At 36.6% G+C, this 16,864-nt stretch carries 14 protein-coding genes and 4 pseudogenes; all 18 read left to right on the plus strand.

Going from position 1 to position 16,864, the window contains the following annotated elements:
- Positions 1-4 precede the first annotated feature (4 nt).
- The 18 genes and pseudogenes from hemA (at position 5) to N824_RS04390 (ending at position 16,862) form a co-directional block, all read left to right on the plus strand.
- Positions 5-1,233: pseudogene (gene hemA / locus N824_RS04295) on the plus strand (glutamyl-tRNA reductase).
- 24 nt (positions 1,234-1,257) lie between these two features.
- Complete coding sequence (hemC, locus tag N824_RS04300; RefSeq protein WP_200869814.1) at positions 1,258-2,838, plus strand: hydroxymethylbilane synthase; 1,581 nt, start codon at positions 1,258-1,260, stop codon at positions 2,836-2,838.
- A gap of 22 nt (positions 2,839-2,860) precedes the next feature.
- A pseudogene (gene hemB, locus N824_RS04305) lies at positions 2,861-3,829 on the plus strand (porphobilinogen synthase).
- A gap of 1 nt (position 3,830) precedes the next feature.
- A pseudogene (gene hemL, locus N824_RS04310) lies at positions 3,831-5,204 on the plus strand (glutamate-1-semialdehyde 2,1-aminomutase).
- Positions 5,205-5,241: 37 nt separating this feature from the next.
- Positions 5,242-6,108: a sensor histidine kinase KdpD gene (locus N824_RS04315; protein ID WP_048903900.1), complete on the plus strand. Its 867-nt coding sequence runs from the start codon at positions 5,242-5,244 to the stop codon at positions 6,106-6,108.
- Between the two features lie 2 nt (positions 6,109-6,110).
- A complete protein-coding gene (locus N824_RS04320; RefSeq protein ID WP_048903901.1) occupies positions 6,111-6,815 on the plus strand; it encodes a response regulator transcription factor in 705 nt (234 codons plus the stop codon).
- Positions 6,815-7,330, plus strand: a complete 516-nt coding sequence (locus N824_RS04325; protein ID WP_048903902.1) for a hypothetical protein — start codon at positions 6,815-6,817, stop codon at positions 7,328-7,330. Before N824_RS04320 ends, N824_RS04325 begins: the two co-directional genes overlap by 1 nt.
- Positions 7,331-7,346: 16 nt before the next feature.
- Positions 7,347-8,369: a uroporphyrinogen decarboxylase gene (gene hemE / locus N824_RS04330; protein ID WP_048903903.1), complete on the plus strand. Its 1,023-nt coding sequence runs from the start codon at positions 7,347-7,349 to the stop codon at positions 8,367-8,369.
- A gap of 7 nt (positions 8,370-8,376) precedes the next feature.
- On the plus strand, positions 8,377-8,925 hold the full coding sequence (gene hemJ / locus N824_RS04335) for a protoporphyrinogen oxidase HemJ (protein WP_048903904.1): 549 nt from the start codon (positions 8,377-8,379) through the stop codon (positions 8,923-8,925).
- 75 nt (positions 8,926-9,000) lie between these two features.
- A complete protein-coding gene (locus N824_RS04340; protein ID WP_048903905.1) occupies positions 9,001-9,567 on the plus strand; it encodes an RNA polymerase sigma factor in 567 nt (188 codons plus the stop codon).
- Entirely contained in the window at positions 9,557-10,264 is a 708-nt protein-coding gene (locus N824_RS04345; protein WP_048903906.1) for a hypothetical protein, read from the plus strand. Before N824_RS04340 ends, N824_RS04345 begins: the two co-directional genes overlap by 11 nt.
- 30 nt (positions 10,265-10,294) lie before the next feature.
- The gene (locus N824_RS04350; protein WP_235206988.1) at positions 10,295-10,948 is read left to right on the plus strand and encodes an outer membrane beta-barrel protein; all 654 of its coding nucleotides are present in this window, start codon (positions 10,295-10,297) and stop codon (positions 10,946-10,948) included.
- Positions 10,949-11,198: 250 nt separating this feature from the next.
- Positions 11,199-12,191, plus strand: coding sequence for an ABC transporter ATP-binding protein (locus N824_RS04355; RefSeq protein ID WP_048903907.1), 993 nt, complete (start codon positions 11,199-11,201; stop codon positions 12,189-12,191).
- 269 nt (positions 12,192-12,460) lie between these two features.
- Positions 12,461-13,261 (plus strand): LytTR family DNA-binding domain-containing protein, encoded by an 801-nt coding sequence (locus N824_RS04360; RefSeq protein ID WP_048903908.1) that lies wholly within the window; start codon positions 12,461-12,463, stop codon positions 13,259-13,261.
- 163 nt (positions 13,262-13,424) lie between these two features.
- Positions 13,425-13,658: an HTH domain-containing protein gene (locus N824_RS38215; RefSeq protein WP_048903909.1), complete on the plus strand. Its 234-nt coding sequence runs from the start codon at positions 13,425-13,427 to the stop codon at positions 13,656-13,658.
- 93 nt (positions 13,659-13,751) lie between these two features.
- Positions 13,752-14,594: pseudogene (locus tag N824_RS04370) on the plus strand (glycosyltransferase).
- Positions 14,591-14,986, plus strand: coding sequence for a GtrA family protein (locus tag N824_RS38220; RefSeq protein ID WP_048903911.1), 396 nt, complete (start codon positions 14,591-14,593; stop codon positions 14,984-14,986). Before N824_RS04370 ends, N824_RS38220 begins: the two are co-directional and overlap by 4 nt.
- A gap of 1,393 nt (positions 14,987-16,379) precedes the next feature.
- Positions 16,380-16,862, plus strand: a complete 483-nt coding sequence (locus N824_RS04390) for a hypothetical protein (RefSeq protein WP_048903914.1) — start codon at positions 16,380-16,382, stop codon at positions 16,860-16,862.
- The last annotated feature ends 2 nt before the right edge of the window (positions 16,863-16,864 follow it).

Consider the following 16,864-nt stretch of genomic DNA (forward strand, 5'->3'; position numbering starts at 1 on the left):
GATTTTGGAATATTTAAAGATCATTGCTTTTACGCATAAACAGATTGACCTCAAATCTTTAGGTAAATTAGTGATATGTGAGCAGACGCTGGACGACAGATTGAGAAACATTCAATCTGAGTTAGGAGTTAAAGAAATATTCTACGTAGGAACGTGTAATCGTGTTGAATTTGTATTCACATCCTCAGAAAAAGTTGACAGAGATTTTATCAGTCGTTTTCTTACTGTGTTAGATATGGGGTTACCCGATCAATACATGKAWAAKYTCNTSKMAAMTKTTTCTGWKNNTRTGAAGAAGCGGAGGCGTTTAATCACTTGCTTCGTACATCCTGTTCCTTAGAAAGTCTGGTTGTAGGAGAGAAGGAAATTCTTGCCCAGATCCGGAAGGCTTATGAAGCTTGCAGGGTTGCAGGATTTACGGGCGATTATATGCGGATGATCATGAACCGTGTGGTAAAAACAGCTAAAGAGGTTTACACACATACCAATATCTCCAAAAACCCCGTCTCCATTGTTTCTCTTGCTTACCGTAAACTTCGTGATCTAAAAATGTGTGGCAATGTAAAATTGCTCATTATCGGAGCGGGAGAAACCAACAAAAATATTGCTCAATACCTTAAAAAACATAAATACTCTAACTTTTCTATATTCAACAGAACTTTAGAAAATGCCCAAGCGCTGGCCAAAGATTTAAATGGCACTGCATATCCACTTTCGGAACTAGAAAATTACGATCAGGGATTTGATGTAATTATTACCTGTACCGGCGCTACAGAACCTATTATTACTGAAGCCATCTATAAGAAATTATTAAATGGTGATACCGGTAAAAAAGTAATTGTAGATCTTGCCATCCCTAATGACACTGCTCCTGAAGTAGTGAAAAATTTCCCGATACATTTCATAGAGGTAGAATCTTTAAAAGAAGTTGCCCGCAAAAATATACAAGAACGCTATGATGAGCTGGTTAACGCAGAACACATCATCGAAGAGAACATCAAAGATTTTGAATTGGTATTACGCCAGCGTGAAATTGAGATAGCCATGAGTGGCGTTCCTCAGAAAATCAAGGAAATTAAGCATACTGCTATCAATGGTATCTTTGCCGAAGAGATCAATAACCTGGATGAGAACTCCAGATTGGTACTGGAACGTGTGATGGATTATATGGAAAAAAAATACATCAGCGTACCAATGGTAATGGCAAAAGAGATATTGGTAAAGAATAGCTAAATTTGCCAAAAAATTAGCATCAACGTGAAAAGACTTACTATCGGTACAAGAGGCAGCGACCTGGCTTTATGGCAAGCCAACTTCATTAAAGATAAACTTGCAGGAATTGGCGTTGAGGCAGATTTGAAAATCATCAAAACGCAAGGCGACAAGATTCTAAACTTAAGATTGGACAAACTGGAAGGTAAAGGGTTCTTTACTAAAGAGCTTGAAGAAGAACTTTTAGGTGGAACCATCGATATAGCAGTACACTCTCATAAAGATTTACCTACAGTACACCCCGCAGGATTAACAATTGCAGCGGTGACTGAACGCGAAGATCCGGCAGAGCTTCTTTTAATTTTAAAAGACTGTGTAGACATTACCCAAAAATTATCGCTGAAAACAGGCGCAATGGTGGGTACATCATCTAACAGACGTAAAGCCCAAATATTAGCATTACGCCCTGATTTAAATATTGAAGATTTAAGAGGGAACGTGCCTACCAGGATCCAAAAACTAAGAGATGAAGATTACGACGCGATCCTGCTGGCTAAAGCCGGTGTGAACCGTTTAAAAATTGACCTTTCGGAGTTCCATGTAGAAGTTGTAGATACTACAGAACTGGTTCCCGCTCCTGCTCAAGGTGCTTTGGCTATTCAGATCAGAGAAAACGACACTGAACTATTTGAACTACTTCAAAAAATACACGACCCGGAAACCGCAGAGGAAATTGCAATTGAACGAAAAGTGTTAAACCTTTTTGAAGGCGGCTGTCACATGCCATTAGGGTGTTACTGTAAAAAAGAAGATGGTTTATATGAGGTTTGGACTTCTAAAGCAGAAACCGATGAGGATTTCCCTGATCGCTTATTTTATAGAGTAGAGAGTCTTGATGGTTTAGCTGAAAAGATTGTGAGCAGATTTGCTCCGGATAGGAAATTTCCAGCAAGGGTGTTTATTTCAAGAGAAGTTGGTGAACATAACTATTTTAGAAAGGCTTTAGCAAAACACAATATAGAAATTGATGGCAGATCGCTGATCCGTACTTTTCCTATTGTAACTGTTTTGGATCAATATCATTTCAGACATGTAGACTGGATCTTTTTTAGCAGCAGAAATGCGGTAGATTATTTTTTTAATCTAAAACCTGTATTGCCTAAGCACGTTAAATTTGGCGTTGCCGGCAAAGGTTCTGAAGATTCATTAAGAAGGGCTGGTTATCTGGCTGATTACGAAGGAGAGGGTGGTGATATTGAGGAAGTAGCTGAACTTTTTGCTAAAAAAGTTGCCGGCAAAACGGTATTGTTTCCAAGAGCACAAGATTCTTTATTAACCATTCAAAAAGCACTGACAGCAGATACAAAAGTAATAGACTTACCTATTTACGAGACTGTATTTGAAGATGATATAGACCAGACTTACGCTGACGTGCTGATTTTTACCAGCCCATCTAATGTTGACGCCTATTTTGTAGAGAACTTATTAGATCCCGGACAGCAGATTGTTGCTATTGGTAATTCAACAGCGAAAAAATTTGATGAGATGGGTATAAAATATACCTTACCTTACTCGCCGGATGAGATCGGATTGGCTGAGGCTGTGTTTGGAATAGAAATAAAATAGAGAAAGTTAAATAGAGGTTGATATGTTACACCGTCCACGTAGATTGAGGAAAAACCCTGTAGTTAGGGAAATGGTAGCCGAAACAAGGTTGTCGAAAGATATGTTCATTTATCCGTACTTTATTGTGCCGGGTAAAAATGTTGTTCATGCTTTAGATGCAATGCCGGGGATCAACCATTACTCTGAAGATACATTGGTTAAAGATGTTGAAAAGGGCCTTAAACTAGGTGTAAACAAAGTCATGTTGTTTGGTGTAGGAGATGAAAAAAGTGAGGATGCACATTCAGCATATCATGATCATTCCCTAGTACCTTCGGCAGTTCGTTTGCTTAAGAAAAACTTTGGCGAGGATTTATATATAGTTACCGATGTTTGCGTTTGTTCATATACTACTCATGGACATTGCGGCATATTAGAAAATGATTATGTACAAAATGATGCAAMTSWWSMMKKMMWTGCCAAAATGGGACTTACCCATGCACAGGCAGGTGCTGATATGCTTGCCCCATCCGATATGATGGATGGCAGGGTTGGTGCAATGCGAAGTGTACTTGATGGTGCAGGTTTTGTAAATACGGCAATCATGTCGCATGCTACAAAATTTGCTTCAGCATATTATGGCCCTTTTAGAGAGGCCGCTGATTGTGCACCAAGTAAAGGAGATAGAAAAGCCTATCAAATGGATTTTAGAAATGGCAATGAAGCGCTAAGAGAAGCATTGCTTGATGAAAGTGAGGGAGCAGATGTATTAATGGTTAAGCCGGCTTTAGCTTACCTTGATGTAATGCACAACTTAAAACAGCATACAGACTTGCCAATAGCATGCTATAATGTATCAGGAGAGTACTCTATGGTAAAAGCAGCTGCTGAAAAAGGCTGGATAGATGAGCAAAAAGTAGTGATGGAGACCATGCATGCATTTGCACGCGCAGGAGCAAGCATTATAACAACTTACCATATAAGAGATATAGTAGAAAAGAATTGGATGTAATATGTTAGAATCTTTAAAAAAAATGTTTTCGGGAAATGAAGGGGATATGCCTGTAAATACAGGAAGTAAACCGGATATTTCCAGAGAGAAATCGGCAGAGCTGTACGAGAAGGCTAAAAACTATTTTCCGGGAGGAGTAAATTCTCCGGTTAGGGCTTTTAAATCGGTTTACGGAACTCCATTGTTTATTCAAAAAGGCGATGGATGCTTTGTTTGGGATGCTGATGGAAATCAATTTATAGATTTTTGCGGAAGCTGGGGTCCATTAATTCTTGGCCATAACAATGCTAAAGTTCGTGAAAAGGTTACTGAGGTGATGCAAAATGGAATGAGCTTCGGCGCACCTACTGCATTAGAAAACGAGCTTGCGGAACTGATTATAAAAAACAATAAACTTGTAGAAAAGATACGTTTTACCAGTTCTGGTACAGAGGCAGTAATGTCGGCTATTAGATTGGCGCGTGGCTATACAGGTCGTGATAAGATCATCAAATTTGAAGGTTGTTATCACGGGCACAGTGATTCGCTATTGGTAAAAGCAGGTTCAGGTTTGGTTACCTTCGGTGAAACTTCTTCTGCCGGCGTTCCAAAATCATTTGCTCAGGAAACCATCGTAATTCCTTTGAATGATACCGAAGCTTTGAATAAAGCATTTGAACAATTTAAAGATGAAGTAGCCGCTGTTATTATTGAAGGAATTCCTGCTAACAACGGATTGCTGATGCAGGATGCAGCATATATTCAGTTTTTACAGAATATCTGCAAAGAGAATAAAGCACTCTTAATATTTGATGAGGTAATCACCGGGTTCAGATTGGGATTTGAAGGTGCTGCGGGACATTATGGCATAAAGCCTGACATAGTTACCTATGGTAAAATTATCGGTGGTGGCTTGCCTGTAGGAATGTATGGTGCATCGKCCGANNTCWTRKCTNATATTTCTCCTGATGGTGGCGTTTATCAGGCAGGTACATTATCCGGAAATCCGGTTGCTATGGCTGCGGGTATTGCCCAGTTAACGGAGCTATTACGTTCTGGTTTTTATAAAGATTTAAACAATAAAGCCAGTGAGTTTGCCGAAAGTATACAGCGTTTTGCTACTGCAAGGAACTACAAATTAAAGGTATTCCATGTGGGTTCTATTTTCTGGCTGGCTTTTACCGACAAAGATAAAATTCAATGTGCCGAGGATATTGATCCGGCAAGCATGGAGAAATTTAAAGTAATGCACAGGGAGCTGTTAAACAGAGGTATTTACCTGGGCCCATCGGGCTATGAGGTAGGTTTTGTTTCTGCTGCGCATACTAAAATAGAGCTTGAAAAAGCAAAGAGAGCTATATTTGATAGTCTCGATGTTGTTTTCAGGAATAAGTAAATTTTGGGTATATTTATAGTATAAACTACTAACTGTCTTGAAGAAATCAATCGTTATATTTTATTTCCTGCTATTGTACTCTTTAGTGCAATTAATTTCGTGGGGCACGCTTGTAGTTAAATTACAACCGTCCAGGATGGCTATGGTAATGGGCGAGGGATCTGTATTTCTGTTCTTATTGTGTATTGGAGCATATTTTTTACACCAATCTATTAAAAAAGAAGACAGGCTAAGAGAACAGCAGCAGAACTTTTTACTCTCGGTAACGCACGAGTTAAAATCGCCTTTGGCGGCTATAAAATTATCTATACAAACCATCGTTAAACGTGATCTGGATAAAGCCAGACAAACTTCTTTACTGAATAATTCATTAAAGGATATTGAGCGTTTAGATGATTTGGTTGAAAACATGTTGTTGGCTACCAAGATCGAAAACAGGTCTTATTCGTTCCCTAAAGAAGAGTTTGATCTTTCGGAAATGGTTTCAAGAATCACGGATAGGTTACAGATCCATTCATGCGGCTGTGAGCAGCTGATAAATCCAAAAATACAACCCGGGGTTAAGGTAGTGGGCGATCAGTTTGCGCTGTCGTCTGTGGTAACTAACCTGGTTGAAAATGCAGTTAAATATTCTGGACCTTGTGCAGAGGTTGGTGTGGAATTGACAAATAAAGATGGGCATCCTTTTTTAAGGGTAACTGACAAAGGGCCAGGTATCCCTGATGCGGAAAAGATGCTTATTTTTGATAAATTCTACCGTGTAGGTGACGAAAATGTCAGAAAATCAAAAGGAACAGGTTTAGGCCTGTTTATTGTTAAAGAAGTTCTACAAAGCCATGACGCTGATATCAGCGTTAAAGATAACGCACCACAGGGTGCAATTTTTGAAATAACATTTAGTTGATTATGCCACAGAAATTAAGAATATTACTGGTTGAGGATGAAGACCACTTATTAGATGCAATAAAATTAAACCTTGAACTTGAAGGTTATAAAGTTCATGCGGTAAAAGACGGTAAAACTGCTTTAAAGGTTTTTAAAGAAGAGCGTTTTAACCTGATCATTTTAGACGTGATGCTTCCTGAAATGGATGGTTTTCAGGTTTGTGAAACAATTCGTTTAGAAAACACTGAAGTTCCTATCCTTTTCCTAACAGCCAAAAATACAAGTGAAGACCGTGTTATGGGTCTGAAAAAAGGTGCTGACGATTATTTGGTTAAACCATTTAATTTGGAAGAGCTGATCTTAAGAGTAGGTATTTTGGTTAAACGCAGCATGAAAGCTGATGATCTGAAAGAGCTTAACTCTTATAAAATCGGAGATAAGACCATCTATTTTAATTCTTTTGAATTAAAACAGGATGATGGCCTTATTGTTCCTTTAACAAAAAAAGAAACCATGCTGTTAAAACTACTGATTGAGCGTAAAAACGAAGCAGTATCGCGTGAGCAGATTTTAGAAACCGTTTGGAATTACGATGTTTATCCATCAACGCGTACTATCGATAACTTTATATTAACCTTCCGTAAGTATTTTGAGCCAGATCAGAAAAACCCGGTTTATTTTCACTCTATCAGAGGGGTAGGTTATAAATTTACTGATATTCATTAATGTACAATACCAAAGGCAGGTATGCACTGATGGCAATTTTTATTATTGCCGCTTTAGCATGCCTTTTTTATGATCAGTATCAGCTTGCCGCATTGGCAGGCCTTTTCTTTGCCTTTGTACTTTGGAGTCATTTTAAACACAGTTCTGTGCTGCTTGCTTCCAAGTATTTTAAGAATGGCGAATATGAAAAAGCAGAACGCATATTGGCGGAAGTGCCAAATCCGGATAGACTTGCAAGAAACCGAAGAGGTTATTACGAGTTTATGCGTGCTAATATTGCCTTAAGAAAAGAAGAATATGATGTTGCAGAACACCATTTTCAGATCGCAAGTCGTTTCCCGCTGGGTGGAAAAAATGATAAAGCTTTTGTATTGATCCATCTTGCCAATCTTGCGCTTAGAAAGAAAGATGGTGAGCGGAGCAGGGCCTATATTGCGAAAGCAAAAGAACTGGCCAGTACCCCAAAAGCAAAAGATATAATTAGCAAGATTGAGATAGAAGCGAACAACTTATAAAACAAAATAGATTTACATGAACACGTTATTTTTAGATGCAGCATTTTCAAAGCAAACAGAACGCCCACCAGTTTGGATGATGCGTCAGGCTGGTCGTTTTATGCCTGAATACTGGGAGATCAAAAATAAATACTCCTTCCTTGAAATGTGCAAAACACCTGAAATTGCTGCTGATGTAACTATGTTACCGGTTAATTTACTGGGTATCGATGCCGCTATTTTATTCTCGGATATTTTAGTGACAGGCGAGGCAATGGGCGGAGATTTAAGCTTTACTCAGGGTGTTGGACCAAAGTTTGCAAACCCTGTGCGTACATTAAAAGATGTAGATGCACTTGAGGTTGATGTTTTAGACCGTTTGCAATACGTAGCAGATGCGATTAAGGTTATACAACAACGTTTAAACGGAAGTATTCCTTTAATTGGTTTTGCCGGTGCTCCTTTTACTGTTATGAGCTACCTTGTTGAAGGTGGTTCATCAAAAGATTTTAAAACAACCAAGCTGTTGATTCACAATCAACCAGAGGTTGCACACAAACTATTGGCTAAAATAGCAAAAGTTACTGCCGATTATTTGAACCTTCAAATTGCTGCAGGGGTTAATGCCATCCAGATTTTTGATAGCTGGGCCCAGGCTTTATCATGGAACGATTATCAGGAATTCTCGCACCGTTATATTCAGGAGATCATCGCAAACTTAAACAGAAAAGATATTCCCGTAATTTCGTTCTGTAAAGGAAGCTCTGTATTTGCGCCTATTATGGCTGAGGCTAAACCGGATGTAGTTTCGGTGGACTGGAACGCAGATTTGTTAAATATCAAGAAAAGCTTACCAGCAGGTATTGCAGTTCAAGGCAACCTGGATCCGCATATACTTTATGCAGATAAACCCGTTATTAAGAGAGAGATTCTTCGGTTGTTCGAGCGTATGCGCGGAGAGAATGGATTTATCTTTAATCTTGGCCATGGCATTATGCCGGATATTCCGTTCGACAACGTAAAATACGCGATTGAAGTAATCAAAGACTTTAAATACTAATATAAAAATGGAGAAGTACTATTTTTACATTCTGTCTGTTCACATCATCTTTGTTGTTAGCTGGATGGCAGGATTGTTTTATAGTGTCCGTCTGTTTATTTATCATACTGAAGCCGAAGACCGGCCCGAAATCGAGCGTAATATCCTGCAAAAGGAATACGAAAGGATAGAGGCCAAACTTTGGAATATCATTACTACACCTGCAATGGTACTCACTGTACTTGCAGGTGCAGGAATGGTTTGTATACACCCTGGTTTATTACAAACGCCCTGGTTTCATGTAAAACTTGGCTTTGTAGCAGCTTTGCTGGTTTATCATTTTATTTGCCAGAATATAATGAAGCAGCTGAAACACGGTAAATGCAAAATAAGCTCGTTTAACCTTAGATTGTGGAACGAGGTGGCCACCATCCTTCTTGTAGCTATTGTGTTCACAGTAGTGCTGAAAAGCGCCGTGAACTGGATTTATGGCCTTGTTGGGCTCATCATATTTTCTGTAGTAATTATGCTTGCCGTGAAATGGTACAAACATTACCGCAAAAAGCACGATTGCTAACCCCCTTTAATTTTTTTTATTACTGCGTGCAACCTTTTCTATAGTTGCGTCATCTACTCTATACCAAACACACAAATGAAATTGACGCAATATAGTATAAATGAATTATTAGAAGGATGCAAAGCAGGCAACCGGAAGATGCAGGAGGCCCTGTACAGGCAAACTGCGCCCAAGATGCTTGTAGTTTGTATGCGTTATGCAAAAGATAAGATGGAGGCCGAAGACGTATTGCAAATGGGTTATATTAAAATTTTTCAGAAAATAAATGAATACAGGGGAGATGGGGCTTTTGAAGGATGGATTAGGAAAGTTATGGTAAATACAGCAATTGAAAGTTACCGTAAAAATTTAAGGACTATGAATGTGGTTCCAATTGAGGACGCGTATGATCAGCCATCAACAGGCTTTGATTTTAGCAGATTAGGAATGCAGGATTTATTAAAAGTGATTCAAAAGCTGGCCGATGGCTACAGAGTGGTGTTTAACATGTACATCATAGAAGGATATTCTCATAAAGAAATTGCTGAAACATTGGGCATTTCTGAAGGAGCAAGTAAATCGCAATTGTCAAGAGCAAGGGCGATATTAAAAGAAGAAATCATAAAAATGGAGGGCATAAATTATGCAACACATGCAGGATAAAGCGTTTGATCAGTTGTTTAGGGATAAGTTTGAGGGGGCGGAAATACAACCTTCAGCAGACCTGTGGAATGGTATTTCAGAAGAACTGTCGCCAAAACCTAAACGTAGTTTACCGGTTTACTGGATGGCAGCAGCAGTCGCTGTAATTGTCGCAACAATCGGTTTATTGATGCCGATGCAGAAAACAGAAAAGATCAGGTTGCAGGCACCAGAGATGGCACGCAACGAGGTTACCCCAGTTCCTGTTGTTAAAACTCCGGCGCAAGTACGCGAGGTTAGCTCAACAGTTGCGGACAAGGTTGAAAGTACTCCATTAATTATTGCACCACGCATAAAATTAAGCAGCAGAGAAAAAGAATTGGCCGCTTTGCAACCAAAAGCAACAACCGATCGTCCTGTTAATAAGCAACCGGAAGTTGTTAGCACGTTAGCTAAAGTTGAACCAAAAGAAGAAGCTCCTAAAGAAGAAGTGATGATCGCAAAAGCAGAACCTGCAGAATATACAGATGTTGCTGTTGAGCCTGAACATCAGGAGAATAAGGGAATTAGGAATGTAGGAGATCTGGTGAATTTTGTAGTTAACAAAGTAGATAAGAGAGAGAAGAAATTTATACAGTTTGATACCAATGACGATAATTCATCTTTAGTGTCCATTAACATAGGTTTCATAAAGTTTAATAAAAAGTCAGATAAATAGAATTAGGAAACACACAAACCAATACATACAATGAAACGTCTATTATTAACAGCACTTATTGTAAGCGGACTTACCGGTGCTATAGCTCAAACTGCCAGTGCACAACAAGATACTACCGTAAGCAAAGAACGTAAAATGAAAAAGTTCGATATGGATCTTGGTGTTGGTATTACCATTGGTAAAAAAGACTCTACAGGGAAAACCAATATGTCTAAGGGCCGCTTTATTGGCGGAATAACCATAACAAGAGTGGATCTAGGCTTTTCAAGATTAATAGATAATGGCAGTTTTACCTTATCTCCTGAAAACGACTTCCTGGATTACAGAGGTGGTAAAACAAGTACATTCTCTTTTGATATCATCCAGTTTGGCTATCGGTTCAATTCAAACTTTAAGATATATCTGGCAGGTGGTTTCGACTGGACGCACATCAGGTTGAACAAAGATATAACCATGCAAAAAAATGCAAGTGTGCTTACTTATGTTCAGGAAGATATTCATTTCTCTAAAAATCGTTTCTCTAGCAGCTATGTGCACATACCTTTCAATTTTGAATTACGCACTAAAGAAAACGATCATGGCAACCGATTTTACTTTGTATTCGGACCAGAAGTGGGGTTCCTTTTAAATGGAAAAGTAAAACAGATCAGTAACGAAAGAGGAAAAGTAAAAGTYNASTSWTGATTACAACTTTCAATCCTTCCGTTATGGCGGCACAGTTAGGTTAGGTTATGGCGCTTTCGGAGTATTTSCKANNTMYTMKGCTAGTGACATGTTTGCAAGCGCAGCTCAAAAGGGATTAAAAAATATGGCATTCGGCGTTACGCTTGGCTTAAATTAAAACACACAACACACACAAGTAAAACCAATCCCGCGGTATATACTGCGGGATTTTTTTGTTTACTGACCAACACTTTTATATTATCTTTGAACTGTGGAAGAACAGATCATTAGCGTAAAAAACCTGACCAAGCAATATCAGACTGAACAGGTTTCTGGAGTTAAAAATATTAGCTTTGATATCAAAAAGGGAAATATTGTAGCCATTATTGGAGAAAGCGGAAGTGGGAAATCGACACTGCTGAAATGTATTTATGGTTTACTAAAGGTAGATAGTGGTGAAGTGCTTTTTGAAGGGAAAAGGATTCTTGGACCGGATGAGCAACTGATACCAGGCCATAAGCAAATGAAAATGGTTACTCAGGATTTCTCCTTGAATATCTACGCCAAGGTGTACGATAATATTGCTTCCATGCTATCGAATACAAACGTGCAATCCAAGCACGATAAAACGATGGACATGATGGAGCATTTGCACATTATGCATCTTAAAGAAAAGAAAATTACTGAACTAAGTGGAGGAGAACAACAACGTGTTGCAATTGCCAAAGCATTGGTAAGTGACACCTCAGTCTTACTGTTAGATGAACCATTTAGTCAGGTTGATGCATTATTGAAAAATCAGTTGCGTGCTGATATTAAACGAATTGCAGCTGATACCGGTGTTACTGTTATCATGGTTTCTCATGATCCTGCCGACGGTTTGTTTTTGTCAGACGAATTATTGATTCTAAAAGATGGCCAGCTTTTACAGAAAGGGGAACCATCACATATATATCATCATCCCGATCATATTTATACCGCTCAAATACTAGGCAATGCCGTGGTTTTAAATGCAGAAGATGCTTTGAAACTGGGTATTAATGCCACCAAAGATCAAGTGGTTTTTTATCCGGAATGGGTTGAACTAAAAAGTTCATGGAATAGCAGGCGTTTTGAAGTTAAGGATGTTTATTACAAAGGCTTTTATGAAGAATTACTACTGGAAAGAAATGGAGTAAAAATCAGGGCAATTCAATTGAATAGGGGAGAACATAAAAAGAACGATCATGTTCAGGCGAACATCGGTCATTTTTTAGAATTTTAATATCGCAGACCTATTATGGCAATAGCCATTTTAAAAATGCGACAAATTTTAATATGTCTAGGTTCCAAATGTTGATCTCACGAAGACTAGTTAGATTTGAAATCTATTAAGACAATCTAATATGTACTTATTGTTGTACCTTTTTTGATTACCATTTATAACTTTCTAGGAGATATAATTTTAGCTTACTAATAGTTTATAAGTTTTACTTTTTTTTTAAAAAATGATTTATTATATGTAATCTTACTATTACCTATAGCCAAATATTTATGATAAAAATTTACGTTCTCTCAAACGATAATAAGCCTATTTCTGAATTGTTTGATTTCATATACAAAACTGAGGGGCTAAAAATAGTAGGGGTATCCGATGATCTTGTTAAAGTCGCATTATCTATATATTCTTCATGTAAACCTGATATTATCATTGTGAATCAACAAATCAATGAAGAGCGTATGATTAATTTGAATGATTCGCTCGGACTTGCATTTAATGTTGTTTTTGTAGATCCATTAAAGACCTTGTCAAAAGAGTTTTTTGAAAAACATAGGTTGAATTATATGCAAAAACCTTTTGGCTATGATAAATTTCTTGAAAGGGTCAATTTACCCAAACCTAAATGGAGTCATAGCAAACCAAAATTTATTCAAGAGTTTCACAAAGAAGATCATTTCTTTATAAAATGTGAAAAGGGGAAAATTATAAGGATAAATATCAATGATATCTTTTACATAGAAGCGAGCCAAAACTACATCATTATCAATCAAACAGGAGAAAAGTGTATTGCAAATTTTACACTTAATGGAATTGAGAAGGTGTTGTCAGAGAATGTTTTTATAAGAGTTCACCGATCTTTTATTATTAATATTAATAAAATAAGGTCTATCGAATCTAATCGGGTAATACTAGATAAGAATATCATCATTCCGATCGGACAATCTTACAAAGCTGGAATACTGGATGTATTTAATCCTAGGATTTTAATTCTCAATAAAATAATGTTATTTATCGCGATGATCCTGTCGCTGTACCGCGATTTTGATTTTTTATTCGAGAGTATGTTAACTTAAGATGTTGTTTCCTAACGCTTTCATTTAACATTGTTGTCTAAATATTTGGCGTTAGTGTAATTTTAAAGCCCGTTAGTCATTTGAAAATAGGTGTCTGTGTAATTTGTTTGTTAATAAATAAGCTCTTATTAAATTGCTAATGTAAACCTATTGCTCTCAATTTATGCCAACTTACTATTTCAACAGACTCGATCAGTTAAATTCATTAATTCGGAGAAGAGCTACCGGATCTCCAATTCAATTAGCTAAAAAGCTTTCTGTAAGTGAAAGAACCATATTCGCATATATTTCCATTCTTAGAAATCAAGGTGCAGATATTAGATATAACAGGAGTAGGCAATCCTATTATTATTCGACAGATGGCACCTTTGATTTTACATTTAAAAAAACAGGATAGGGAAATAATGAATTTAGTTATACTGTTATTTTTTTGCATCGAAGTAAATTAGATTTATATCAATAAGCATTATACATTCATTAATAGTTTTACATGGAGAACAAGGAAAAAACAATGATTGTAATAGTGCCTTGCTATAATGAATTTAAACGTTTCCCCCTTCAGTCATTTGAGAAGTTTATTAGGGATAATTCTAATATTGGATTTTGTTTTGTAAATGATGGGAGTTCAGATCTAACTCAATATTTTATTGATAATTTGGAATCAAGATATAAAAAAAATRYANGTAYWRYTWMRTWAATGGTAAATCTTGGGAAAGGTGAAGCCGTACGTAGGGGAGTTAATTTCGTACTAAAGAATTTTTCTACAAAGTATATATGTTATTTAGATGCAGATTTATCTACCCCACTTGAAGAAGTTCAAAGAGTGTTTTGGTTAATTGAATCGCGACAAGAATTATTATTTGTTTTCGGTTCACGTGTTTCGGTATTTGGAAGCCAAATAAAGCGTTTAAGTTATCGTCACTATGGTGGGCGTGTTATAGCAACTCTGATTGATATGGCACTAAAGCTCTCTATTTACGACACACAATGTGGGCTCAAGATATTTAGCCGTGATTTGGCAAATGAATTATTTAAAGACCCATTTTTAAGTCGATGGCTTTTTGATGTTGAAATTTTCGCCAAAATGAAATTGCTATATTCCTTGGTAGATTTAAATAGGCTTATGAAAGAGATTCCAATTAACGTATGGACGGAGAAAGGTAATTCAAAGGTGAAGTTTGTTGATGTGGTGAAAATTCCTTTCATACTTTTTGCTATTAAATATAAGTACAGGATTAGAGCGAATGAAAGAAAAAACAACACGAATCATGCCTCTAATATTCAGTCTGTTCTAAGTTCAATCCATTCAAGTTCGAATCCTTTGCAGAGATGAAAATTTCTACATTCATTTTCAGAGTTTTGAAATTCGGTATATGTGGAAGCATTGGAATGTTGATTGATTTTAGTTTTACGATTCTCTTTAAAGAATACTTTCAACTAAACCCTTATTTATCAAATTTGTTGGGTGTTTCTATTGCCATGGTTATTGTTTTTAACTTGAATAAGAGATGGACCTACGCAGATAGCAATAGTAATGTAAGGAAACAATTTCAACAGTTTTTTATTGTGTCTTCGTTTGGTTTTATATGGAATTCTGCACTCGTGTATTTATTTCATCAAAATTTAGGTTTTTCATTCTATTTGGGGAAATTTTTTGCAATTGTCCTAGTGGCAATTTGGAATTTTTCACTTAACTCAATTTTCACCTTTAAGGTAACTAAATAATTTTATTATAACTCCATGGCTAAACAATTTTTCTTGACGTCCAAAGCACTATTCGTTTTATTTACAAGTATCGTGGTAATAGTGATTTTATACTTTATTTTTATAAAGCTTGGTATAATAACTGAAGTCCCCAATGAAGTTAACATTATTAAAAATGATGGTGTATGGTTCAACGACATTAGATATTTAGGTTACACCTTTACTCCCAATCAAAAGTCTAATATGGCTTTCTTTCCATTGTTTCCTTACCTCTGGAAATGGACATTTTTGAACAATTTTCAGATTATTTTTGTAAACCTAATCATCTTTATCATCTCATTTTTATTCTTAATTGGAAAGACAAATTATAAAATACCTTATCTGATGATTGTTAGTACAATTCCTTGTTTTATATTTTTCTTTCTACCTTATTCCGAGGCGTGTTTTTTTTTGTTTGGTACACTGCTTATCCTTGGCTATAGAAGAGATTCCAGGACTTTGGTATTTATTGGGTTGTTGGGTTGTTGCTTAACAAGATCTGTTTCAATTTTCTTTATACCCGCTGTGATTGTAACTGAGTTATTGGCCTACAAAAGCTCCAGTATTAGTAGAAAGAAGTTACTGACAAATATTATTACCAATACTCTGATTTGTGTCATTAGTATATTCATTGTCGTCTTAATTCAATGGATAGAAACAGGAAAATGGTTTTATTATATTGAGGTTCAAAAATACTGGAAAAGAGAGTGGCTAATTCCATCTATACCTTTTACAACTGTTTCACCGAATAAGGTTTTGGGAATTGATGCAATAGGATTAATGTTGGGTTGTATTGCAATGTTTTTCTGTTTCAAATGGGGCTATAATTGCGTTATCTCGAAACAAAGAACATCAAGGAGTGGATTAAAAGAAGAAAAGAATCATGTTTGTAAATCAGTTTATTTTTCTGCCTTGTTTTTATCTGCAATAGCTATAATAGATACTTGTTTTACATATAACATTGAAGGAAGCACAAATATGCAGTGCATGAATCGACATCTTATATGCACCTCATYTKCMGWTYNTTWKNTTGAATTGGATAAATAAAGATTACAACCCCGGATCAAAGGATGTTTACTTTATCACGGCAATACTGGTCTCCGGTATATTTGTAACTGGTATTTTTAACTATATACACCATACTGTTTATTATATATTATTTGGATTATCCTTTTTCTTATATAAGTTTTTCCAAAAATTGCAGCCTTTGTATTTCTTGCTGTTTTTATTTAATATTTTTTTTACCGTGATATTCTATCATGATTTTATTAGTGGTTTTTGGGTGGGCTAATTTTCATGAATTAAAATTATGCACTGCAAAAGCTTAGCAGTCTATTGAGATAGATTTATATAAACAAATTTAAATTAATTTTATATGGAACAAAAAAAATGGAAAGTTTCCTTAGCAGCTAAGGTACTTGGAGGAGCTGTATTCCTCACCGTATTTATTTTTAATGCCGTAACTTTTATTGAAAAAGATGGCGGCAGTTTTTCCTTGAACTCTTTAAAAGCATATGCCCAGACTGGAGGAGGAGGCTCCGAAGAACTCGCACCGTGTAATGATCCGAATACAGAGGGGTGTTCGGCAAAACTTTTAACTACGGAAGATTGTTCTAAACCTTACGTTAAAACTCAATATTATAATTCCTTTAATCAGCTTGTGGGAGCATCACTTTACATAGATGGGCACTTTACTTCTTCATATGGAACGGCTTATACGCCACCGGGCGGACATTCGATAGTCCTAAATGGATTTATAGGAGGGACGATAACAAAGTTGGCTTGTCCTATGGGGACCACTGTAAAAGGGTGTTATCCGAATTCATCTGATTGTATATTGAGTCAACAAGAAGTGTAAAT

Origin of the sequence: Pedobacter sp. V48 (assembly GCF_000523515.1) — a bacterium.
In the GTDB taxonomy this organism is placed as follows: Bacteria; Bacteroidota; Bacteroidia; order Sphingobacteriales; family Sphingobacteriaceae; genus Pedobacter.

Excerpts from the sequence above, each read along its gene's own strand:
- hemJ (WP_048903904.1), top strand. The coding sequence starts at position 8,377 with ATGGAGAAGTACTATTTTTACATTCTGTCTGTTCACATCATCTTTGTT.
- N824_RS04320 (WP_048903901.1), top strand. The coding sequence starts at position 6,111 with ATGCCACAGAAATTAAGAATATTACTGGTTGAGGATGAAGACCACTTA.
- N824_RS04340 (WP_048903905.1), top strand. The coding sequence starts at position 9,001 with ATGAAATTGACGCAATATAGTATAAATGAATTATTAGAAGGATGCAAA.
- N824_RS04360 (WP_048903908.1), top strand. The coding sequence starts at position 12,461 with ATGATAAAAATTTACGTTCTCTCAAACGATAATAAGCCTATTTCTGAA.
- hemE (WP_048903903.1), top strand. The coding sequence starts at position 7,347 with ATGAACACGTTATTTTTAGATGCAGCATTTTCAAAGCAAACAGAACGC.
- N824_RS38220 (WP_048903911.1), top strand. The coding sequence starts at position 14,591 with ATGAAAATTTCTACATTCATTTTCAGAGTTTTGAAATTCGGTATATGT.
- N824_RS04390 (WP_048903914.1), top strand. The coding sequence starts at position 16,380 with ATGGAACAAAAAAAATGGAAAGTTTCCTTAGCAGCTAAGGTACTTGGA.
- N824_RS38215 (WP_048903909.1), top strand. The coding sequence starts at position 13,425 with ATGCCAACTTACTATTTCAACAGACTCGATCAGTTAAATTCATTAATT.
- N824_RS04345 (WP_048903906.1), top strand. The coding sequence starts at position 9,557 with ATGCAGGATAAAGCGTTTGATCAGTTGTTTAGGGATAAGTTTGAGGGG.
- N824_RS04325 (WP_048903902.1), top strand. The coding sequence starts at position 6,815 with ATGTACAATACCAAAGGCAGGTATGCACTGATGGCAATTTTTATTATT.